The organism is Aquibium oceanicum (assembly GCF_001889605.1).
Classification (GTDB): domain Bacteria; phylum Pseudomonadota; class Alphaproteobacteria; order Rhizobiales; family Rhizobiaceae; genus Aquibium; species Aquibium oceanicum.
The window spans coordinates 708,323-727,926 of the sequence record NZ_CP018171.1; the positions used below are offsets into that span (position 1 = coordinate 708,323).

Genomic DNA, 19,604 nt, shown 5'->3' on the forward strand with positions numbered 1-19,604 from the left:
CGGAGCCGGCCAGCCGGTCCACTGGGTTCCCATCAATGCGGCGCCGGCTGACGGTTTGACGTGACACGGCCACGCACTTTCTTCCGCTTGTCCGGCGGGCGATCTTTCACTACCGATTTCCGGCGATGAAACTGCTTGCGATCGACACCGCTGCCGAACTGTGCGCCGCATGCGTCTATGACAGCGACGGCGCGCGCGAACTCGGCCGCGAGGTGCTGGACATCGGCAAGGGACATGCGGAAACCCTCATGGGCGTGGTGGAAAAAGCGCTCGCGGCCGCCGGGGCGGGGTATCCCGAGCTGGATGCCGTCGCCGTCTCGGTCGGCCCTGGCTCGTTCACCGGGGTTCGCATAGGGGTTGCCACCGCGAGGGGTCTGGCGCTGGCTCTCGGAGTCCCGGCGATCGGCGTGACGACCCTGGCCGGCCTCGCTCTCGAAGCGCGGCACGCCTTTCCTGGGCGGAGCGTGATGTCCGTTCTCGACGCGAAGCGGGAGGAACTCTACGTCGCGGTGCATGACGCCGATGGCGCGGTCCTCGTCCCGCCCTCGATCCTGCACGTGCAGGAAGCGGTGCAACTGGCACGCGGGCATGGTCTCGTCTTGACAGGCTCCGGCGTGGATCTCGTCCGGCAGGCGGGGAACGCCGACATGGAGATCGCGGGCCGTGCCAGGACCGCGGACATCGCCAGCTATGCCGCGCTTGCAGCGTTGGAAGGGCCGGACGCCGAGAAGCCAAGGCCGGTCTATCTGCGCGGCGCGGATGCGCGCCCGCAGGAAGGTTTCGCCCTGCCGAGAAGGACCGCGTGATGCGGGTGCCCTTCATCAACGGCAGGAAGCGGGAGTTCCTGATCGATCCGCTCGCAACCCGCGACACCGCCGCGATGGCCGTGCTGCACCGGGAGGATTTTTCCAGGCCCTGGACGTCGGTCGAGTTCGCCGGCCTTCTCGCCCAGGAGACGGTGTTCGGCTTCGCGGCGCGCGAGATCGGCCGGCCGGCCGCGCTGCCGGCGGGCTTCGTGCTCGCGCGCCAGGCGGCCGGCGAGGCCGAGATCCTGACGATCACGGTCGCGCGTTCCTTTCGCCGCGGCGGTCTGGGATGGGCCTTGATGGACGCCGTGCTGCGCGAACTCTACCACCAGCGCGCCGAGGCGCTCTTCCTCGAGGTCGACGAGACGAACCACGCCGCCGTGGCGCTCTACCGGCGGATGCGTTTCCGGGAAGTGGCCAAGCGCCCTGCATACTACAGCCAGCCCGGCGTGCCGCCGACGACGGCCCTCGTCATGCGCCGCGATCTTCGCTAGGTCGACACCGGGCCGAGTATTCGCGTCGACCCGGCGGAGGGAAGCGGGCAGGCATGATCGGATGGGCGAGGACGGGGCTGGTTCTGCTCTGCGTGGTCGTCGCGAGCCTGGTCGGGATTCCGCTGCAGATCCTGGCGCTACGGACCGGCATTCCGCATCCTGGAACGATCCCCCGGCTCTTCCATGCGATGGTTCGGCGGCTCTTGGGAATCTCCGTCCGTGTCTCCGGTCGGCCATCCGGAGACCGTCCGTTGCTGCTCGTGGCCAATCACGTCTCGTGGACCGACATCGTCATCCTGAGCTCGCTCGCGCCGATGAGCTTCGTGGCGAAGTCCGACATGGCGACCTGGCCGGTCTTCGGCCTGTTCGCCAAGCTTCAGCGCAGCGTCTTTGTCGAACGTGAGCGCGCCCGGACATCGCACAAGCAGGCGAACGAACTGGGCGAACGGCTCGCCGAGGGCACGGTCATGGTGCTTTTCGCGGAAGGCACGACGTCGGATGGAAACATCGTGCTGCCGTTCAAGAGTACACTCTTCGGGGCAGCACAGGCGGCGCTCGCGAGCGAGACCGGCAGGCGTCTCGACATCCGCACGGTCCACATCCAGCCGGTGACCATCGCCTATACGAGGCTTCAGGGCATGCCGATGGGCAGGTTTCATCGCATGCATGCCGCCTGGATCGGCGACAGCGATCTCGTGCCGCATCTCGGTGCGCTGATCCGCGAGGGCGGGATGGATGTCGAAGTGCACTTCGACGAGCCGATCCCCTTCACGGCCCGCAGCAAGCGAAAGGATGTCGCGCTGGAGATCGAAGCCATTGTCCGCGCTCGAATGGCGGGCGTACTTCGAAACCCCCGGTGAGTTTCCGCAAGTCTGCCGCGACCGCATAATTCTACGTGACGTTGCGTAATTAACTCAAATTTTAGCCGGCGCACGTAGCCATTTCAGGAAGGCTCTTCTTCTGTCCCAATACCGTCCGACCGAACGGCGAGACCAGGGGCGTCCGGAGAAGAGGCCCCAACGGTGATGGGCACTGCGGCAAGGGTGATTGCCGCCGCGACGGGGAATTGGGATAGATGAAGAACCTCAGGATATCGGGCAAGCTGGGATTGGGATTCCTGGCGGTTGTGGCGATCATCGTGGCGATGAGCGCTGCGGCATTGTCGCATCTGGGAAAGATCAACGACGCTGCAGCCGCCGCTGAGCGGTCGAAGCTCATGGCTGGCTCGGCGATGAACGCGCGCATGGCGCTGGCCCGCGTGGAGAATTCCTGGCGCGGCTACCTGCTGTCGCAGGACCCTTACTATCTCGAACGCGCCGATCACCACGAGACTACGCTTCGCGGCAAGATCGCCGAGCTGAAGGAACTCGAGGTGGATTCCCCCGAGATGATCGCCAGTCTCGATACTGTCCTGGCGGGGATCGACACCTACAGGGCCGAGATCATCGAGGAGGGCAAGGAGCTTGCCGCCGACCCGCTCAAGCGGTTGGACGCTATCCGGATGGTCGGTAATGATGGGAAGGCGGACGAACTCATCGCGCCCATCGAGGACGGCATCGACCACGTCATCGCGGAGGAGGTGGAAAAGAATGCCATGGCCGCACAGGCGCTGGCGGCCTCTGTTTCCGATGCTCGCTTCGCCCTGTGGGTCGGGTTGGTCGTATCGGTGCTCATGGCCGGCGGCGTCGGCTTCCTGCTCGCACGCATGATCGCCACTCCGATCCGCGGTCTCACGGGCACCATGGGCCGGTTGGCCGAAGGCGACCTCGAGGTGGAAGTACCCGCGACCAGCCGCGGTGACGAGATCGGCCGCATGGCGCAGGCGGTTCAGGTCTTCAAGGATGCCGCGATCGAGAAGATCCGGGTCGAGGCGCAGTCGGTCGAGATCCGTGAAGGAGCGGAAGCCGAGCGCAACCGCACCGAAGCGGAGAAGGCCCGCGAGGCGCAGGAAGACCATGTCGCGGTGACGGCGCTCGCCGCCGGGCTTGCAAGCTTGGCGAGCGGCGACCTGACCCATCGGATCGAGGTGCAGTTCTCCGCCAAGACCCAGAAGCTGAAGGACGACTTCAACTCGGCTATCGCCCAGCTACAGGATACGATGACTTCCGTCACCGGCGCGGTTTCGGCGCTGCGCACGGGGTCGGGCGAAATCAGCCAGGCGGCCGACGACCTGTCCCGCCGCACCGAACAGCAGGCGGCGAGCCTGGAAGAGACCGCCGCGGCTCTCGACGAAATCACGTCCACAGTCAGGCAGACCGCCGAAGGCGCGCGCCAGGTTTCCAAGGTCTCGAACGAGGCCAAGGCCGGAGCCGAAAAGTCCGGCAACGTGGTGAGGCAGGCCGTCAAGGCGATGTCGCAGATCGAGAAGTCGTCTGAACAGATCGGCCAGATCATCGGCGTGATCGACGAGATCGCCTTCCAGACGAACCTCCTCGCGCTCAATGCGGGCGTCGAGGCGGCGCGCGCGGGTGAGGCGGGCAAGGGCTTTGCGGTCGTGGCCCAGGAAGTCAGGGCACTGGCGCAACGCTCGGCCGAGGCTGCCAAGGAGATCAAGGAACTGATTTCCACGTCGACCGATCAGGTCAACGAAGGCGTCGGCCTCGTCGGCCAGACCGGCGAGGTGCTGGAGCTGATCGCGAACCAGGTCACCGAGATGTCCTCTCTGGTGGAAAAGATTTCCCACTCCACGCAGGAACAGTCGACCGGGCTGGCGCAGGTCAATACCGCGGTCAACCAGATGGACCAGGTGACGCAGCAGAACGCGGCGATGGTCGAGGAGTCCACGGCGGCGAGCCATTCGCTGGCACGGGAAGCCGAGCAGCTCGCCGAACTGGTGGCGCGGTTCAGGGTAGGCGAGGGGCGTGCCACGAGCCGTACCGCCTCGGCCGCGCCGTCCTACCGCGCACCAGCCGCGCCGGTGGCGCAACTGAAGACCGTGGGCGGTCGCGGGCAATCCGCCGCCTCGGCGGCGCCTGCAGCGGATCCGGATGGCTGGGAAGAATTCTAGTTCTCCGCTCCCGATTCACTAGAAGTACGGATGCCGCGCCCCCGCCGGGCGCGGCTTTTCGTTTCGCGGACATGGCCACTGTCCTTCGCGGCCAAAAAACGCTAATAGCGCCGCCATGAACGACACCACCTATTCAGGCGGGCTGGAAACGCTCGCCTCCGAGCGGCCCGGCGAGGTCAAGAAGGTCTTCGTCAAGACCTATGGCTGCCAGATGAACGTCTACGATTCCCAGCGCATGTCCGATGCGCTGGCGGCGGACGGCTACGTCGCCACGGATACGCCGGACGATGCGGATCTCGTGCTTCTCAACACCTGCCACATCCGCGAGAAGGCCGCCGAGAAGGTGTACTCGGAACTGGGGCGCATTCGGCGCATCAAGGCGGATCGTGCGAAGGCTGGGCAAGAAATGGTCATCGGCGTCGCCGGCTGCGTCGCGCAGGCCGAAGGCGAGGAGATTATGCGCCGCGCGCCTGCGGTCGATATCGTGATCGGCCCGCAGACCTATCACCGGCTGCCCGAAGCCGTTCGCCGCGCACGCGCGGGTGATCGCGTCCTCGAGACCGACTACGCGCTCGAAGACAAGTTCGAACACTTGCCGCACCCCCGCGAGGTCTCGGTGCGCGGTCGCGGCGTCACGGCGTTCCTTACCGTGCAGGAGGGCTGCGACAAGTTCTGCACCTTCTGCGTGGTGCCCTATACGCGCGGCTCGGAAGTCTCGCGCCCGGTGGCGCAGATCGTGGCGGAGGCTGAACGGCTGGCGCATGCCGGCGTCCGCGAGATCACCCTGCTCGGCCAGAACGTCAACGCATGGCACGGCGAAGGCCCGGACGGCCGGCAGTGGGGCCTGGGCGAACTGCTCTTCCGGCTCGCAGAGATCCCCGGCATCGCCAGGCTGCGCTACACGACCAGCCATCCGCGCGACATGGATGACGGCCTGATCGCGGCCCATCGCGACCTCGATATCCTGATGCCCTACCTGCACCTGCCGATCCAGGCCGGTTCGGACCGAATCCTGAAGGCGATGAACCGCCGGCACACGGCCGACGACTACATGCGCCTGGTCGACCGCATCCGCGCCGCCCGACCGGACATTGCGCTGTCCGGCGATTTCATCGTCGGATTCCCGGGGGAAACCGACGAGGACTTCGAGGACACCCTGCGCATCGTGCGGGCTGTCACATTCGTGCAGGCTTTTTCCTTCAAATATTCGCCGCGGCCCGGAACACCGGGAGCCGGGATGGAGTTTCACGTCGACGAAGACGTCAAGAACGAAAGGCTCCAGCGATTGCAGGCTCTCCTGACTACCCAGCAACGCGAATTCGCCGCCGAACTGGTGGGAAAGCACACCAATGTGCTCCTGGAGAAGGCCGGACGAGCCGAGGGCCAGTGGGTCGGGAGATCGCCTTGGCTGATGCCGGTGATTCTTGATGAAAAGGCGGGAGAAATCGGCGACATTGTCGACGTGCGAATCATGCGGACGGGTGCAAACAGTCTCTTTGCCCAAGCGATCTGACGCCGGCGAGAGTCAAACCGGGAGAAAAGGTTGAACGCGGCTACAGAACTGAAACTCAGCCCGTCCGGGGCCTCCGACATGGCCCACATCGTTCTGACCTTCGACAACAACAAGCACGCGAGTGCGCTCTACGGCCAGTTCGACGAGAACTTGGCCAGGCTGGAGCAGCAGCTTGGCGTCGACATCCGCTCGAAGGGTAACCAGCTTTCCATCAAGGGAAATCCGATCGCCGCCGAACAGACCCGGCGCGCGCTCGACTATCTCTACGAGCTCGCCCAGAAAGGCGTCGAGCTTACCGGATCCGAGGTCGACGGCGCCGTGCGCATGGCGGTCGCGGCCGACGATCAGCTCACCCTCCCGACACTCGAGAAGAAGGGCCGCATGGCGGCCGCCCAGATTGCCACGCGCAAGCGGACCATCTATGCTCGCACGCCCAATCAGGACGCCTATATGCGCGCGCTGGACCGCGCGGAGCTGGTGTTCGGCATCGGCCCGGCCGGAACGGGCAAGACCTATCTTGCCGTGGCGCATGCCGCCATGTTGCTCGAACGCGGCCTTGTCGAGCGGATCATCCTGTCGCGGCCGGCGGTGGAGGCCGGCGAGCGGCTCGGATTCCTGCCCGGCGACATGAAGGAAAAGGTCGATCCCTATTTGCGGCCGCTCTACGACGCGCTCTACGACATGATCCCCGCCGACAAGGTGGAAAGGGCGCTGACCGCCGGTGTCATCGAGATCGCGCCGCTCGCCTTCATGCGCGGCCGTACGCTCGCCCATTCCGCCGTTATCCTGGACGAGGCGCAGAACACCACGGCCATGCAGATGAAGATGTTCCTCACCCGGCTGGGCGAGAACGCGCGCATGATCGTGACCGGCGACCCGACCCAGATCGATCTGCCGCCGAACACGAAGTCCGGCCTCGTGGAAGCGCTGCGCGTTCTGGAAGGCGTGCCGGGCATCGTCACGGTGCGCTTCGAGGACAAGGACGTCGTCCGCCACCCGCTCGTCGCGGAAATCGTGCGTGCCTACGACCGCTATGGCAGCGGGGGCCGCAACGAAGGGAGGGTGTGACCCCCGCCTGCCCGCGCGAAACGATGAGCCGCATGCCCCCGCCCTTCGAAGTGGAAATCACCGTCTCCGTCGAGGTGGTCGGATGGGGCGGGCCGGATCGGCTGGAAACGCTGGTGGACCGCACGGTCGCCGCCGCGATCGCCGAGCTCGACCTGCGCTCGCCTTCGCCGACGGAACTCGGGGTCACTTTCACCGACGATGCGGCCATCCGCGCGCTCAACGCCGAGTGGCGCGGGAAGGACAAGGCTACAAACGTCCTGTCGTTTCCGGCCTTCGCGGAGGTTCGCGAAGGCGTGGTGCCGCCGATGCTGGGCGATATCGTGATCGCGTTCGAAACGGTGGAGCGGGAGGCTGCCCTGGAAGGCAAGCCCTTCGATCACCATCTCACACACCTGGTGACACACGGCTTCCTGCATCTCCTCGGCTACGATCACGAGAGCGACGGGGAAGCGGAAGAAATGGAACGGGTCGAACGCAGCGTGTTGTCGGCACTTGCCATTCCCGATCCCTATGCGGTAACTGACGAAGGGTAACCAACCGGAAGACGATGAACGAGACCCCCCAGGCCGCAGCGGCGGATTCCGCCAGCGGCGAGGCCGACAAGTCCGCTCCCGCGGACGAAGGCCAAAGTACAGACACGCTGCCCCGCAGCGGCGGACCGTCGCTTTTCAGCAGAATTCTCGGATTGCTCAGGTTCCGGAACGGATCGACCCTGAGGGAAGATCTGGCGGATGCACTCGCCGGTGGCGAAACGGGCGTAGCGACGTTCTCGCCTGGCGAGCGTGCGATGCTGCACAACATCCTGCGGCTGCGCGAAGTCCGCGTGGAGGACGTGATGATCCCGCGCGCCGACATCGAGGCCGTCGAGCTCACCATGACGTTGGGCGACCTTCTGACGCTGTTCGAGGAATCCGGCCACTCCCGCATGCCCGTCTACGGGGAGTCGCTCGACGACCCGCGGGGCATGGTGCACATCCGCGACGTGGTGGCCCACATCACCCGGACCGCCCGGGCACGAAAAGGCCGCGCGACCAAGAAGGTCGCCGAAAAGCCGGTCGGTCTCGATCTCGCCAATGTCGACCTAGGCCGCACCATCGGCGACCTCAACCTCATGCGGTCGGTCCTCTTCGTTCCGCCCTCCATGCTGGCGTCGGACCTGATGAACCGGATGCAGGCGGGCCGGATCCAGATGGCACTCGTCATCGACGAGTATGGCGGCACCGACGGACTGGTGTCGCTGGAGGACATCGTGGAGATGGTCGTCGGCGACATCGAGGACGAGCACGACGAGGAGGAGCCGCTGATCACCAAGACCGGCGACGGTATCTTCATCGTCGATGCCAAGGCCGAAATCGAGGACGTCGCCAAGGTCATCGGCAGCGAATTCACCGCCGGGGAGCACGGCGAGTATGTCGACACGATCGGCGGCATCATCTTCAATGCGCTCGGTCGCGTGCCGGCTCGCGGCGAGGTGGTGCAGGCGATTCCCGGCTTCGAGTTCCACGTGCTTGACGCCGATCCGCGGCGCATCAAGCGCGTGCGCATCGTCCAGGGCCGCGCGCCGGTCAGGCGCGGGCGAGCGACAAAGGACAAGGCGGCCTGACCGGAACAGGGCAGGACCGCAATCGACGCGAGAGAATCGGAGGCGAGGACATGAGCAGGCATCTGCGCGTGCTGTTCACCGGCGGCAGCGGCAAGGCGGGACGCCATGTCGTTCCATACCTGATGGAGCGCGGACACAGGGTCGTCAACGTCGACCTGACGCCGCTCGACCATCCCGGCGTCGACAATCTCACTGCCGACATCACCGATTCCGGACAGATGTTCAACGTCATGTCGTCCTATGCGAACTTCGACGAACTGGAACCGGGCAACGGCGTCCCGCGGTTCGATGCGGTGGTCCATTTCGCAGCCGTCCCGCGCATCCTGATCAGGCCCGACAACGAGACCTTCCGGGTCAACACGATCGGCACCTATAACGTCATCGAAGCGGCGGTGAAGCTCGGCATCCGCAAGATCGTCATCGCCTCGTCCGAGACGACCTACGGCATCTGTTTCGCGGACGGCCGCGAGGATCCCAAGCAGCTGCCTCTCGATGAGAAGTACGACGTCGATCCCATGGACAGCTACGGCCTATCCAAGGTGGTGAACGAGAAGACCGCGCGGGCATTCCAGCGCCGCTCGGCGTATGACATCTACGCCTTGCGAATCGGCAACGTCGTTGAGCCGCACGAGTACCGGGAGCTGTTTCCGCGCTACTTCGCCAATCCCGACATGCGCCGCCGCAACGCCTTCTGCTACATCGACGCGCGCGACCTCGGCCAGATCGTCGACCTCTGCCTCCAAAAGGACGGGCTCGGTTTCCAGGTATTCAATGCCGGCAACGACACCAACGGCATGAACATCCCGACGGCCGAACTGCTGCGCCGCTTCTTCCCCGGCGTCCCTCTCACGCGGGATCTCGCAGAGAACGAAGCGCTCTTTTCCAATCGCAAGATTCGCGAGATGCTGGGCTTTTCCGAAAACCACGACTGGCGCAGCTACGTCGAAGGCTGAGGCGAGGATCGAAAGGCAACGCGGGTTAGCCGCGATACCGTCCTGCCGCAAGCTCCATTTGGCAAGGTCGGACGGCCGCTGCTACACCAATCCCCGCGTGATTCGCGACTGAAGGGCCGAATGGAAAACCTCGCCGCCAGGATCATTCTGTTGTGGGGTTGGCGGCGAGCGATGCTGGCACTGCTTGCCGGCGCCTTCGGTGTGCTCGCGCAGGCCCCCATCGATTTTTTCCCTGCCGGTTTCGTCTCCTTCACCATTCTGGTCTGGCTGCTCGACGGCGCCACCGCCGACGACCGCGACACCTTCTGGCGCCGGCAGCGCGTGAACTTCGCGATCGGATGGTGGTTCGGCTTCGGATACTTCGTGGCCGGGCTCTGGTGGGTGGGACAGGCGCTTCTCGTCGATGCGGAGGAATTCGCCTGGGCTCTCCCGCTCGCGGTCATCGGTCTTCCCGCCGGCCTGGCGATATTTTACGGCCTGGCGAGCACCGTCGCGCGACTGTGCTGGTCGAACGGTATCGGACGGATCGCGGCGCTAGCCTTCGGCTTCGGCATCGCAGAATGGTTGCGCGCGACCGTGCTGACCGGCTTCCCGTGGAACGCGGTCGGATACGCGGCGATGCCGGTTCCCCTGCTCATGCAGTCCGTTCAGGTGACGGGAATGTACGGCATGAACGCGCTGGCGGTCTTCATCTTCGCGCTCCCCGCGCTCCTGGCATCCGACCGGCACCGCCGGACCGGCCTGTTTGCCGGTCTGGTCCTGGCGGCCGCGCATGTCGGCTTCGGCTACTACTCGCTTTCCAGGACCATCCCCGTCGACAAATCCCTGTCCGTGAGGATCGTACAGCCTTCGATTCCGCAGGGCGGCAAGTGGGATCCCGAGTACCGCGACAACATCCTGGCGACCTTGCTGGAGCTTTCCGCGAAGCCGCCGGAGGAAGGAGGACGCCGTCCCGAACTGATCGTGTGGCCGGAGACGGCGCTCCCCTTTCTTTTCACCGATCGCCCCGACGCGCTCGCGGCGGTCGGCGACATGCTCCAGGACGGCCAGAAGCTCTTTCTCGGTGCGGTGCGCTCGGAGGGCGCCGGCGCAGCGGTCCGATACTACAATTCCGTCATCGCTATCGACGACGCGGGCGAGATCGTCGATGCGGTGGACAAGGTCCATCTCGTTCCCTTCGGCGAGTACCTTCCGTTGCAGGTTGTATTCGACAGGCTCGGAATGCGTGCAATCGCCGACAATGTCGGCGGGTTTTCGGCCGGTGCCGAGCGTGGGTCGATCGCGGTAACCGACGCCATCAGCGCAGTCCCCTTCATCTGCTACGAGGTCATCTTTCCCGGAGAAGTGGTAGCCGACGATGCCGACCTGATCGTCAACCTGACGAACGACGCGTGGTTCGGCGATACCCCCGGCCCATACCAGCATTTCCGGCAGGCCCAGCTTCGCGCGGTAGAGACGGCAAGACCGATGGTTCGCGCGGCAAACAACGGAATATCGGCGGTGATCGACAGTCGAGGACGCGTGGTCGACGCCTTCGCGCAGGACGCCGTGGGGGCGCTGGACGTGAACATTCAATTTTCAGCAGATTCTAATCGAATATTAGTGATGTCATATCTTAATGGCATTTTGATAATATTGTTCTTTGCAATCGTCGCGTGTGGTACGAACGCGTTCGCGAGGATACGCTCGGGCTGAGATAGCAGATACCCGAATCCTGCCTGGAGTCGTGGAAGGAAGCTTCTCCCTGTTGCCGTGATTATTGGGGCCACGGCGGCGGGCGAACTGCATTGGAGCAGATAACCACAACTCGTGCACAACGGCGAGGAACTATGTCAGAGAATAAGAAGAAGCCGAATCCGGTCGACATCCACGTCGGCAGCCGGATCCGGCTGCGACGCAACATGCTTGGAATGAGCCAAGAGAAGCTCGGTGAAAACCTTGGTATCACGTTTCAGCAAATACAGAAATACGAAAAAGGCACAAATCGTGTCGGAGCCAGCAGGCTTCAGGCAATAGCCACTATTCTGGGAGTGCCGGTATCGTTCTTCTTCGAGGACGCACCGGACGTTCCCGACCACGCGAGCGCCGGCTTCCGCGAGGACAATTCGACTAGCTACGTCGTCGATTTTCTCAACAGCGCGGAAGGGCTCCAACTCAATCGGGCGTTCGTGAAGATTTCCGATCCAAAAGTCCGCCGCAAGCTTGTCGATCTGGTGAAGGCGCTGGGCGACGAGGAGGCCTGATCCGCGTTTGTGCGGGTGAGGTTTCGTCGTCTGCTGCGCGGTTCTTCGGGCGGTTCCGGTATGCGGGGCCTGGGCGAGGCGGGCGTGTGCATGCTTGACGCATGGTGACGGGCTCGGCTAACAGACGCGCGCGCGAAACGGCATCCCGCCGTTTCGCGCCTTTCTTGAGGGGACACCCGTGGCGCGCTCGAACTACCTCTTCACCAGCGAATCCGTATCCGAAGGCCATCCCGACAAGGTCTGCGACCGCATCTCCGACGAGATCGTCGATCTGGTCTACCGGGAGGCGAAGAAGGCGGGCATGGACCCCTGGGACGTGCGCGTCGCCTGCGAGACGCTGGCCACCACCAACCGCGTGGTGATCGCCGGCGAGGTGCGGGTGCCGAAGTCGCTGCTCAAGCAGGACAAGGACGGCAACGTCCTGGAGGACGCCAAGGAGTTCCCCATCATCAACCCGTCGAAGTTCAAGTCGGCGGCGCGCAAGGCGATCCGCGCCATCGGCTACGAGCAGGACGGCTTCCACTGGAAGAAGGCGCGCATCGACGTGCTCCTGCACGGCCAGTCGGCCGACATCGCGCAGGGTGTCGACAACGCGTCGGACCGGCAGGGCGAGGAAGGCGCGGGCGACCAGGGCATCATGTTCGGCTATGCCTGCCGCGAGACGCCGGACCTGATGCCGGCGCCGATCTACTACAGCCACAAGATCCTGGAGCTCCTGGCCGCCGCCCGCCACAAGGGCGAGGGCGAGGCCTCCCGGCTGGGGCCCGACGCCAAGAGCCAGGTGACGGTGCGCTACGCCGACGGGAAGCCGGCCGAGGTGACGCAGATCGTCCTGTCGACGCAGCATCTCGAGGCGGGCTGGGACTCCAAGAAGGTGCGCCAGGTGGTCGAGCCCTACATCCGCGAGGCGCTGGGCGACCTGCCGATCGCCAAGGACTGCAACTGGTACGTCAACCCGACCGGCAAGTTCGTCATCGGCGGGCCTGACGGCGACGCGGGCCTGACGGGCCGCAAGATCATCGTCGACACCTATGGCGGGGCGGCGCCGCATGGCGGCGGCGCGTTCTCGGGCAAGGACACGACCAAGGTCGACCGCTCGGCCGCCTACGCGGCGCGTTATCTGGCCAAGAACGTGGTGGCGGCCAAGCTCGCCGAGCGCTGCACCATCCAGCTGTCATACGCCATCGGCGTGGCCCAGCCGCTGTCGATCTACGTCGACCTGCACGGCACGGGCACGGTGGAGGAGGCGGCGGTCGAGGCCGCGCTGCGCAAGGTGATGGACCTGTCGCCGTCGGGCATCCGCCGCCATCTCGATCTCAACCGCCCGATCTACGCCCGCACAGCCGCCTACGGCCATTTCGGCCGCAAACCCGGCCGCGACGGCGCCTTCTCCTGGGAAAAGACCGACCTCGTCAAAGCCATCAAGGACGCCGTCGCCAGCTGAAGAACGACGGCCGCGTCGAGCGGACGGAACATGCCCGACAACGAGGGATCACGCGCCGCTGGGGCGTTTTTCGGCCGCAGGCAGGGCAAACCGCTGCGGCCGCGCCAGGCCTCGGCCATGGACGAGGTGCTGCCCGCTCTCTCGCTCGATCTCGACCGCCCCGCACCGGCCACCCTCGCCGATCTCTTCGATGTGCCCGTCGATGCGGTGCGCCTTGAAATAGGCTTCGGCGGCGGCGAGCATCTCCTTCACGAGACCGAGCGGTTTCCACGTACCGGCTCCATCGGGGTCGAGCCGTTCGTCGGCGGCATGGCGAAGTTCATCGTCGCCGCGAGCGAGGCGGGGCGGAAGAACGTCCGTCTCCACGACGACGATGCCACGCGACTCCTGGACTGGCTGCCCGAGGCGGGACTGTCGGGCATAGACCTGTTCTATCCCGATCCCTGGCCGAAGAAACGCCACTGGAAACGTCGCTTCGTCAACGACGACAACCTGGACCGCTTTGCCCGCGTCATGCGTCCCGGCGCGCGCTTCCGCTTCGCATCGGACATCGGACACTACGTCGACTGGACGCTCTTGCACATCCGTCGCCATCCGGAATTCGAATGGATCGCAGCATCGGCCGACGACTGGCGCCGGCCCTACGAGGGCTGGCCGGGAACGCGCTACGAAGCCAAGGCTAAGCGGGAAGGCCGCATGCCGGCCTACCTGACCTTCGTCAGGCGGTGATCCGCGGATCTGCAGATCAACGCATTTCCAGCAGCCGTTCGAGATAGTCCTTTTCGAGCTCGGGGCTCAGCGCGTTTCCGAGCCGCTCCCGGATCGCTTCCAGGATCCTTCTGGCCCGCTGCACGTCGATCTCGTCGGGAACTTTGACCGTCTCACCGAAGTCGGGACCGGTCGTCGCTCGCGGGCGGCCGAGCGGATCGCGATCGGAACTCTGCTGGCGTCCGCCCTCGCCCGATCCGCCCTGATCGCCCTGCATGGCCTGCTGCATCTGCTGCATCATGTCCTGCGCGCCGCGCCGGAGGGCTTCGAGCGCGCGGCCCTGCTCGCCGACTGCGCGTTCTCCCTGTCCTTCACCAAGCGCGTCGCCGGCCTCTCCCATGGCGTCGCCGGCCTCGCCGAAACCCTCCCCGGGCTGGATGCCCATGCCCTGAAGGTCCTCCATCAGCTGGCCGAGTTCGCCCTGAAGCTGCCCCTGGCTTTCCTGGAGCTGTCGCAGGGCTTCCGCCAGTTCTTCCGGCGACATTCCCTGCCCCTGACCCTCGCCGGGTTGCTGGCCGTCCTGCTGGCCCGGATCCTCGCCCCGCGGCCCCCGCTGCTCGGCGCGGTTCTGGCCGCGCTGTCGCTGGCCGCGCTGCATCTGCTCGAGCCGGTGGGTCTCGTTCATCATCTCCTGCTGGCGGCGCATGATCTCGCCCAGCTTGTCCATCTGCTGGCGCATCTCGCCCTGCTGGCCGCCTTGCTGCTGTTGCTGCTGGCGGCCCGCCTGGAGGTTGTTCATCATGTTCTGGAGCTGCGAGAGCAGTTCCTGCGCCTGGTCGCGGGCGCCGGACTTCGCCAGTTCCTCGATCTGGTCCATCATCCGCTCGAGATCGCTCTGCCGAAGCTCCTGGCCGTTCTGCGGCATCTGCTGCATGGACATGTTGGGATCGCGCGCCGCCCGCTCGGCGAACTCGCGCAGGAACTCCTGCATCGCTTCGCGCAACTCGGCCATGAGCTGATCGATCTCCTCGTCGGATGCACCGTTCTCCAGCGCATTCTTGAGCGCCTCCTGCGCGGCACGGAGCCGCTTTTCGGCCGCCGAAAGGTCGCCATCCTCGATACCGAGCGCGATCTCCCAGAGATAGTCCACCACCTCCCGCAACTGATCGTCGTTATAGGCGCCCGCCAGACGACTGCGCGCGCTGCGAATGGCGAGGAAGTGGGACATGTTGTCGATCGTATCCTCCGGGCGAAGGGTGATCGCATCCATGAGGTCGAGTACCCGCGGTCTGCGGTTGGTGTCGAGCGCCAAGATCCGGCGCTGCTCGATGAGCGCGCGTGCCAGCGGGTTGGAAAACGGCCGTTCCGGCAGCTTCAGCTGCCTGGGTTCGCTGAAGGCTTCCTGCCCGGCATCGTCTGTCGCGGCCAAGGTCAGTGTCACGTCGACGCCCGCCCACGGGTGCTCGGTCAGGTCCTTCGAGGTCTTTGCCGCATTGTCCCGGCCGCCGCGGCGCGGCACCGTGAGTGGCATTTCCGGCGCATCGTAGAGAGGTCGCGCTTCGGGAGCGGCTTCATCGCGCGGATCGATGACCGTGCGCGCGGACGCGGCGCCGTAATCGTCCTCGATCGTATAGGCAAGTTCCAGCGTCCCGTTCACTGCCCGCTTCGGCTCCCCGGCAAAAGCGATGACCGGCGGGGTGTCGGGAATGACGGAGAAGCTCCACGAGCGGATACTCTCCTCCCCCGCCTTCAGCGTGAGCGAACCGTCCTGGGTCAGCCTGAAGGCGAATTGCCGGGTTCCCGTGCTGCGCCGCGGCTCCGCCGCCGTGCTTGCCACGACAGGATCGGTCGGTTCGACGAGGCTTTCCCCGCCGGCTGCATCTCCGAAGGCAAGCGTTTCCGCTCCACTTCCCCCGGTCACCCGCAGGGAAATCTCGCTGTCCTGGGGCACGACGAAAAGCGGCTGGTCGCGATTGGCTTCGGCGGTCATGAAGACCGGCGGCTTGCCCGTGTAGGCCGGCGGCGTGACCCAGGCATCGATGCGCACCGGCAGGACATCGTCGGAGCCGTGGGCGCGGAAGGCATCACCGAGCCTTCCGCCCAGCGGTCCGCCGGAAAAGGCGAACGCGACGACGAGCAGCAGGCCGACGAGCGCCCGCAGGGCCCAGGGGTCGCGTTCGGGGATTCGCGGGCGCGGCATGTCGCCCGACAGCCGGTCCAGCTTCTCGGACATGCGGCGCTGATGCTCGCGCCACAGCGCGTCGGAAAAATCGTCGGACGGACCGACGAGGCGATCCGTTTGCGTCGAGACCGGAGCATGCTCCAGGCTGTTTGCCCGTTCTATGCGGCGGTCGATGGCTCGCGCGGCCGGCATGCGGAAATAGCGCAGCGGATAGAGCGCCGCCAAAGCGGCGATGGCAAAGAGTACCAGCAATCCGATGCGCACGGCTTCGGGGACGACCCGGAACAGTCCGAGCCACGAAACGGAGACGAAGAGGGCGCCGGTCAGGACCAGCGGCAGCAGCAGCGGCCACAGCCGCTCGAAGGCGATGGCAAAGCGCGTCGCAAACCGCGTCCGCGTCAGTCGTGCAATCCCTTGGCGGCCGACGGCTCCGGAATTCGACATGTCAGTCCCGATCCTCGTGAGCGGACGTTTCGTTGGTCGCGAGTCGGGAGAATAGCGGAAAACCAGGCGAAGACGAGGCGATCAAACAAAACGTGATAAGAGCGCCCACCGTGAGACATGGGGCTCGCTAGCCGAGCCAGTCAGGAACTGAATCCCGGCCGATCAGGTCTTCGTAGGTTGGACGCGGGCGGACGACGTGGAAGCGGTCGCCGTTGACGAGCACCTCCGGCACGAGCAGCCGCGTGTTGTAGGTGCCAGCCTGCACGGCGCCATAGGCGCCCGCGGTACCCACGTAGAGAAGGTCGCCGGACGAAAGCAACGGCAGTTCGCGGTCGTGGCCGAGATAGTCGCCCGTCTCGCAGACCGGACCCACGATGTCGGCGGTCATGCGCGGCCCGCGTTCGGCACCGATCCTGACCGGCTTGATCTCGTGGAAGGCGTCGTAGAGCGTCGGGCGGATCAGGTCGTTCATGGCCGCGTCGACGATGACGAAGTTCTTGGCGTCACCTTCCTTCAAGTAGATCACCGAGGTCACCAGGATCCCGGCATTCCCGACGAGCAGCCGGCCGGGTTCGACGATCACCTTCAGGCCGAGCTTCGAGACGTGCTTGCGGGCGATCTCCGCATAGGCTTCGGGCGAGGGGGGCGGGTTGTTGTCGGTCCGGTACGGAATGCCGAGCCCGCCGCCGAGATCGACATGTTCGATGGCGTGGCCATCCGCGCGCAGCGTCTCGGTCAGGTCGGTCAGCAGCAGGAAGGCGTCGTCGAAGGGCTGCAGATCGGTGATTTGGCTGCCGATGTGCATGTCGATGCCGATGGGCCGCAGCCCGGGCAGTTCCGCCGCGCGACGATAGACCGCCCGCGCGCGCTGCCAGGGAATGCCGAACTTGTTTTCCGCCTTTCCGGTCGAAATCTTCTTGTGGGTGCGCGCGTCCACGTCCGGGTTGATGCGCAGCGAGATGCCGGTCTCCCGGCCGGTCGCCGCGCAGCGCGCCGACAGCAGTTCGAGCTCCGGCTCGGACTCCACGTTGAAGCATTGGATTCCGGCGGAAAGACCGAAATCCATCTCGGAAGCGGTCTTTCCGACGCCCGAGAACACGATCTTCTGCGGTGGAATGCCCGCTGCGAGCGCCCGGCGAAGTTCTCCTTCCGAAACCACGTCCGCGCCTGCGCCCTCGGCCGCCAGCGTCCTCAGGATCGCCTGGTTGGAGTTGGCCTTCATCGCGTAGCAGACGAGGGCATCCATGTCCGAGAAGGCCGACGCGAAGACGCGATAGTGCCTGACGAGCGTGGCTGTGGAGTAGCAGTAGAACGGCGTCCCGACCGCCGCCGCGATGTCGGCGACCGGCACGTCCTCCGCGTGGAGGACGCCGTCACGGAATTCGAAGTGGTTCACGTCAGTTCACCGGCATGGAAGCGATCGTTGTCCGCCTGTCAGTCGATCAGCGGATCGAGCAGGAAGCGGCGGTCTTCCTTCGGCGGTGCGGGTTCGGGGGGAAGCGCCTCGCCGGCTTCCTGTGCCTCGCGCCGTTCCTGGAGCGCCGCCTCGTAGGGAGTGATCGGCGCATTGCGGCGGCCGCATCCGGCCAGCACAGAAAAGCCGACGGCGCACAGGATCAGCATCGACGCAATCTTGCGGAAAGACATGATCACCCTCATCGTTACCGGCACGTCTTTACCGGAGTTTTTGCGCCTGTGCACCCGTTTTGGACGAAGCCGTCAGGCTTTGGCCAGGCGCTTTCTCCAGTAGCGTGTCTGCCTGCGGACCTGCGACGGGGCGGTCCCGCCGAACGAGGTGCGGCTGCTCACGGAGTTGCGCACCGAGAGCACCGAATAGACGTCTTCGGTAATGCCGGAGTGAAGGGTCTGGAGATCCTCGAGCGAGAGTTTCTCCAACCCGGTCTTCTTCGCCTCGGCCATGGCCACTGCCCGACCGGTGACGTGATGCGCCTCGCGGAAGGGAAGGCCGAGCACTCGCACCAGCCAGTCCGCGAGGTCCGTGGCTGTCGAATAGCCGGAACCGGCGGCGCGCTTCATGGCATCCGCGTTGACGGTCATGTCGGAGACCATGCCCGTCATGGCGGCGATCATCAGGTCCAGCGCCTCGGCGGCGTCGAAGACCGCTTCCTTGTCCTCCTGCATGTCCTTCGAATAGGCGAGCGGCAGCCCCTTCATCACGGTGAGGAGCCCCACGAGATGACCGTTCACGCGGCCCGTCTTGGCGCGCACCAGTTCGGCGGCGTCGGGGTTCTTCTTCTGGGGCATGATCGACGAGCCGGTTGAAAAGGAATCCGACAGGCGCACGAAGCCGAACTGCGGCGTCGACCAGATGACGATCTCCTCGGCGAGCCGCGAAAGGTGGGTCGCGCAGATCGAGGCGACGGCGAGGAACTCCAGCGCGAAATCGCGATCCGAGACGCTGTCGATGGAGTTGCGCGTCGGTTCCCGGAAGCCGAGCGCCCTGGCGGTCGCCTGGCGGTCGATGGGGAACCCGGTTCCGGCGAGCGCCGCGGCGCCGAGCGGGCTCTCGTCGAGGCGCTCTACGGCGTCCCGCACTCGGGACAGGTCGCGCGCGAACATCTCGACATAGGCCATGCAGTGGTGGCCGAACGTCACCGGCTGGGCACTCTGCAGGTGGGTGAAGCCCGGCATCACCGTCGCCGCATGCTCTTCGGCGCGATCGAGGAACGCGGCGATCAGCCGCTTCAACCCCTCGGCTGTGCTCACGAGTTCTTCCTTGACCCACAGGCGGAAGTCCACCGCCACCTGGTCGTTTCGCGACCGCGCGGTGTGCAGCCTGCCCGCGGCGGGGCCGATCAGTTCCGCCAGCCTCGCCTCGACGTTCATGTGGATGTCCTCGAGCCGGGTGGAGAAGGTGAACGTCCCCTCCTCGATCTCTCGCAGGATCGTGTTCAGCCCGTGAGCGATGCGGCTTTGATCCTCTGCCGAAATTATGCCTTTCTCGGCAAGCATTTCGCTATGCGCGAGCGAGCCGCGAATATCCTGCGAGTAGAGCTTCCTGTCGAAGCCGATGGAAGCGTTGATCGCTTCCATCACCGCCGCCGGACCCGAGGCAAATCGTCCGCCCCACATCTGGTTGCTGGTCTTGTCGTCGCTCATGGTGATAACCGGGCCCTGG

The 19,604-nt window shown here is 65.5% G+C and carries 17 protein-coding genes; 13 read left to right on the plus strand and 4 right to left on the minus strand.

From position 1 onward, the window contains the following. The first annotated feature begins 125 nt into the window (after positions 1–125). The 13 genes from tsaB (at position 126) to trmB (ending at position 13,860) form a co-directional block, all read left to right on the plus strand. The gene (gene tsaB, locus BSQ44_RS03550; protein ID WP_072601974.1) at positions 126–806 is read left to right on the plus strand and encodes a tRNA (adenosine(37)-N6)-threonylcarbamoyltransferase complex dimerization subunit type 1 TsaB; all 681 of its coding nucleotides are present in this window, start codon (positions 126–128) and stop codon (positions 804–806) included. After that, complete coding sequence (locus tag BSQ44_RS03555; protein WP_072601975.1) at positions 806–1,300, plus strand: GNAT family N-acetyltransferase; 495 nt, start codon at positions 806–808, stop codon at positions 1,298–1,300. Before tsaB ends, BSQ44_RS03555 begins: the two co-directional genes overlap by 1 nt. A gap of 53 nt (positions 1,301–1,353) precedes the next feature. After that, positions 1,354–2,160 carry a lyso-ornithine lipid O-acyltransferase gene (olsA, locus tag BSQ44_RS03560; RefSeq protein ID WP_072601976.1) on the plus strand — a complete coding sequence of 269 codons (807 nt, stop codon included), beginning with the start codon at positions 1,354–1,356 and terminating at the stop codon, positions 2,158–2,160. Positions 2,161–2,375: 215 nt separating this feature from the next. Further along, the gene (locus BSQ44_RS03565) at positions 2,376–4,307 is read left to right on the plus strand and encodes a methyl-accepting chemotaxis protein (RefSeq protein ID WP_072601977.1); all 1,932 of its coding nucleotides are present in this window, start codon (positions 2,376–2,378) and stop codon (positions 4,305–4,307) included. A 115-nt stretch (positions 4,308–4,422) separates the two neighbouring features. Beyond that, the gene (miaB, locus tag BSQ44_RS03570; protein WP_083534427.1) at positions 4,423–5,820 is read left to right on the plus strand and encodes a tRNA (N6-isopentenyl adenosine(37)-C2)-methylthiotransferase MiaB; all 1,398 of its coding nucleotides are present in this window, start codon (positions 4,423–4,425) and stop codon (positions 5,818–5,820) included. 78 nt (positions 5,821–5,898) lie between these two features. Further along, positions 5,899–6,888, plus strand: a complete 990-nt coding sequence (locus tag BSQ44_RS03575) for a PhoH family protein (RefSeq protein WP_072607834.1) — start codon at positions 5,899–5,901, stop codon at positions 6,886–6,888. 32 nt (positions 6,889–6,920) lie between these two features. Further along, positions 6,921–7,421: an rRNA maturation RNase YbeY gene (gene ybeY / locus BSQ44_RS03580; RefSeq protein WP_083534944.1), complete on the plus strand. Its 501-nt coding sequence runs from the start codon at positions 6,921–6,923 to the stop codon at positions 7,419–7,421. 14 nt (positions 7,422–7,435) lie between these two features. Further along, positions 7,436–8,491: a hemolysin family protein gene (locus BSQ44_RS03585; RefSeq protein ID WP_072601979.1), complete on the plus strand. Its 1,056-nt coding sequence runs from the start codon at positions 7,436–7,438 to the stop codon at positions 8,489–8,491. A gap of 50 nt (positions 8,492–8,541) precedes the next feature. Further along, positions 8,542–9,444 (plus strand): NAD-dependent epimerase/dehydratase family protein, encoded by a 903-nt coding sequence (locus BSQ44_RS03590; RefSeq protein WP_210187913.1) that lies wholly within the window; start codon positions 8,542–8,544, stop codon positions 9,442–9,444. A gap of 120 nt (positions 9,445–9,564) precedes the next feature. Beyond that, positions 9,565–11,139 carry an apolipoprotein N-acyltransferase gene (lnt, locus tag BSQ44_RS03595; RefSeq protein ID WP_072601980.1) on the plus strand — a complete coding sequence of 525 codons (1,575 nt, stop codon included), beginning with the start codon at positions 9,565–9,567 and terminating at the stop codon, positions 11,137–11,139. Between the two features lie 134 nt (positions 11,140–11,273). Next, positions 11,274–11,687: a helix-turn-helix domain-containing protein gene (locus BSQ44_RS03600; RefSeq protein WP_072601981.1), complete on the plus strand. Its 414-nt coding sequence runs from the start codon at positions 11,274–11,276 to the stop codon at positions 11,685–11,687. Positions 11,688–11,865: 178 nt separating this feature from the next. After that, the gene (gene metK, locus BSQ44_RS03605) at positions 11,866–13,131 is read left to right on the plus strand and encodes a methionine adenosyltransferase (protein ID WP_072601982.1); all 1,266 of its coding nucleotides are present in this window, start codon (positions 11,866–11,868) and stop codon (positions 13,129–13,131) included. A gap of 30 nt (positions 13,132–13,161) precedes the next feature. Then, on the plus strand, positions 13,162–13,860 hold the full coding sequence (trmB, locus tag BSQ44_RS03610) for a tRNA (guanine(46)-N(7))-methyltransferase TrmB (RefSeq protein WP_072601983.1): 699 nt from the start codon (positions 13,162–13,164) through the stop codon (positions 13,858–13,860). A 16-nt stretch (positions 13,861–13,876) separates the two neighbouring features. Here trmB and BSQ44_RS03615 read toward each other — a convergent pair whose 3' ends face one another. The 4 genes from BSQ44_RS03615 to argH form a co-directional block, all read right to left on the minus strand. Beyond that, positions 13,877–16,465, minus strand: a complete 2,589-nt coding sequence (locus tag BSQ44_RS03615; protein WP_072601984.1) for a TIGR02302 family protein — start codon at positions 16,463–16,465, stop codon at positions 13,877–13,879. 127 nt (positions 16,466–16,592) lie between these two features. After that, positions 16,593–17,861, minus strand: a complete 1,269-nt coding sequence (lysA, locus tag BSQ44_RS03620; RefSeq protein WP_072601985.1) for a diaminopimelate decarboxylase — start codon at positions 17,859–17,861, stop codon at positions 16,593–16,595. 38 nt (positions 17,862–17,899) lie between these two features. Then, a complete protein-coding gene (locus BSQ44_RS03625; protein ID WP_072607836.1) occupies positions 17,900–18,112 on the minus strand; it encodes a hypothetical protein in 213 nt (70 codons plus the stop codon). 72 nt (positions 18,113–18,184) lie between these two features. Continuing rightward, positions 18,185–19,585, minus strand: a complete 1,401-nt coding sequence (argH, locus tag BSQ44_RS03630; protein ID WP_072601986.1) for an argininosuccinate lyase — start codon at positions 19,583–19,585, stop codon at positions 18,185–18,187. Between the last annotated feature and the right edge of the window lie 19 nt (positions 19,586–19,604).

Excerpts from the sequence above, each read along its gene's own strand:
- tsaB (WP_072601974.1), top strand. The coding sequence starts at position 126 with ATGAAACTGCTTGCGATCGACACCGCTGCCGAACTGTGCGCCGCATGC.
- BSQ44_RS03555 (WP_072601975.1), top strand. The coding sequence starts at position 806 with ATGCGGGTGCCCTTCATCAACGGCAGGAAGCGGGAGTTCCTGATCGAT.
- olsA (WP_072601976.1), top strand. The coding sequence starts at position 1,354 with ATGATCGGATGGGCGAGGACGGGGCTGGTTCTGCTCTGCGTGGTCGTC.
- BSQ44_RS03565 (WP_072601977.1), top strand. The coding sequence starts at position 2,376 with ATGAAGAACCTCAGGATATCGGGCAAGCTGGGATTGGGATTCCTGGCG.
- miaB (WP_083534427.1), top strand. The coding sequence starts at position 4,423 with ATGAACGACACCACCTATTCAGGCGGGCTGGAAACGCTCGCCTCCGAG.
- BSQ44_RS03575 (WP_072607834.1), top strand. The coding sequence starts at position 5,899 with ATGGCCCACATCGTTCTGACCTTCGACAACAACAAGCACGCGAGTGCG.
- ybeY (WP_083534944.1), top strand. The coding sequence starts at position 6,921 with ATGCCCCCGCCCTTCGAAGTGGAAATCACCGTCTCCGTCGAGGTGGTC.
- BSQ44_RS03585 (WP_072601979.1), top strand. The coding sequence starts at position 7,436 with ATGAACGAGACCCCCCAGGCCGCAGCGGCGGATTCCGCCAGCGGCGAG.
- BSQ44_RS03590 (WP_210187913.1), top strand. The coding sequence starts at position 8,542 with ATGAGCAGGCATCTGCGCGTGCTGTTCACCGGCGGCAGCGGCAAGGCG.
- lnt (WP_072601980.1), top strand. The coding sequence starts at position 9,565 with ATGGAAAACCTCGCCGCCAGGATCATTCTGTTGTGGGGTTGGCGGCGA.
- BSQ44_RS03600 (WP_072601981.1), top strand. The coding sequence starts at position 11,274 with ATGTCAGAGAATAAGAAGAAGCCGAATCCGGTCGACATCCACGTCGGC.
- trmB (WP_072601983.1), top strand. The coding sequence starts at position 13,162 with ATGCCCGACAACGAGGGATCACGCGCCGCTGGGGCGTTTTTCGGCCGC.
- BSQ44_RS03615 (WP_072601984.1), bottom strand. The coding sequence starts at position 16,465 with ATGTCGAATTCCGGAGCCGTCGGCCGCCAAGGGATTGCACGACTGACG.
- BSQ44_RS03625 (WP_072607836.1), bottom strand. The coding sequence starts at position 18,112 with ATGTCTTTCCGCAAGATTGCGTCGATGCTGATCCTGTGCGCCGTCGGC.
- argH (WP_072601986.1), bottom strand. The coding sequence starts at position 19,585 with ATGAGCGACGACAAGACCAGCAACCAGATGTGGGGCGGACGATTTGCC.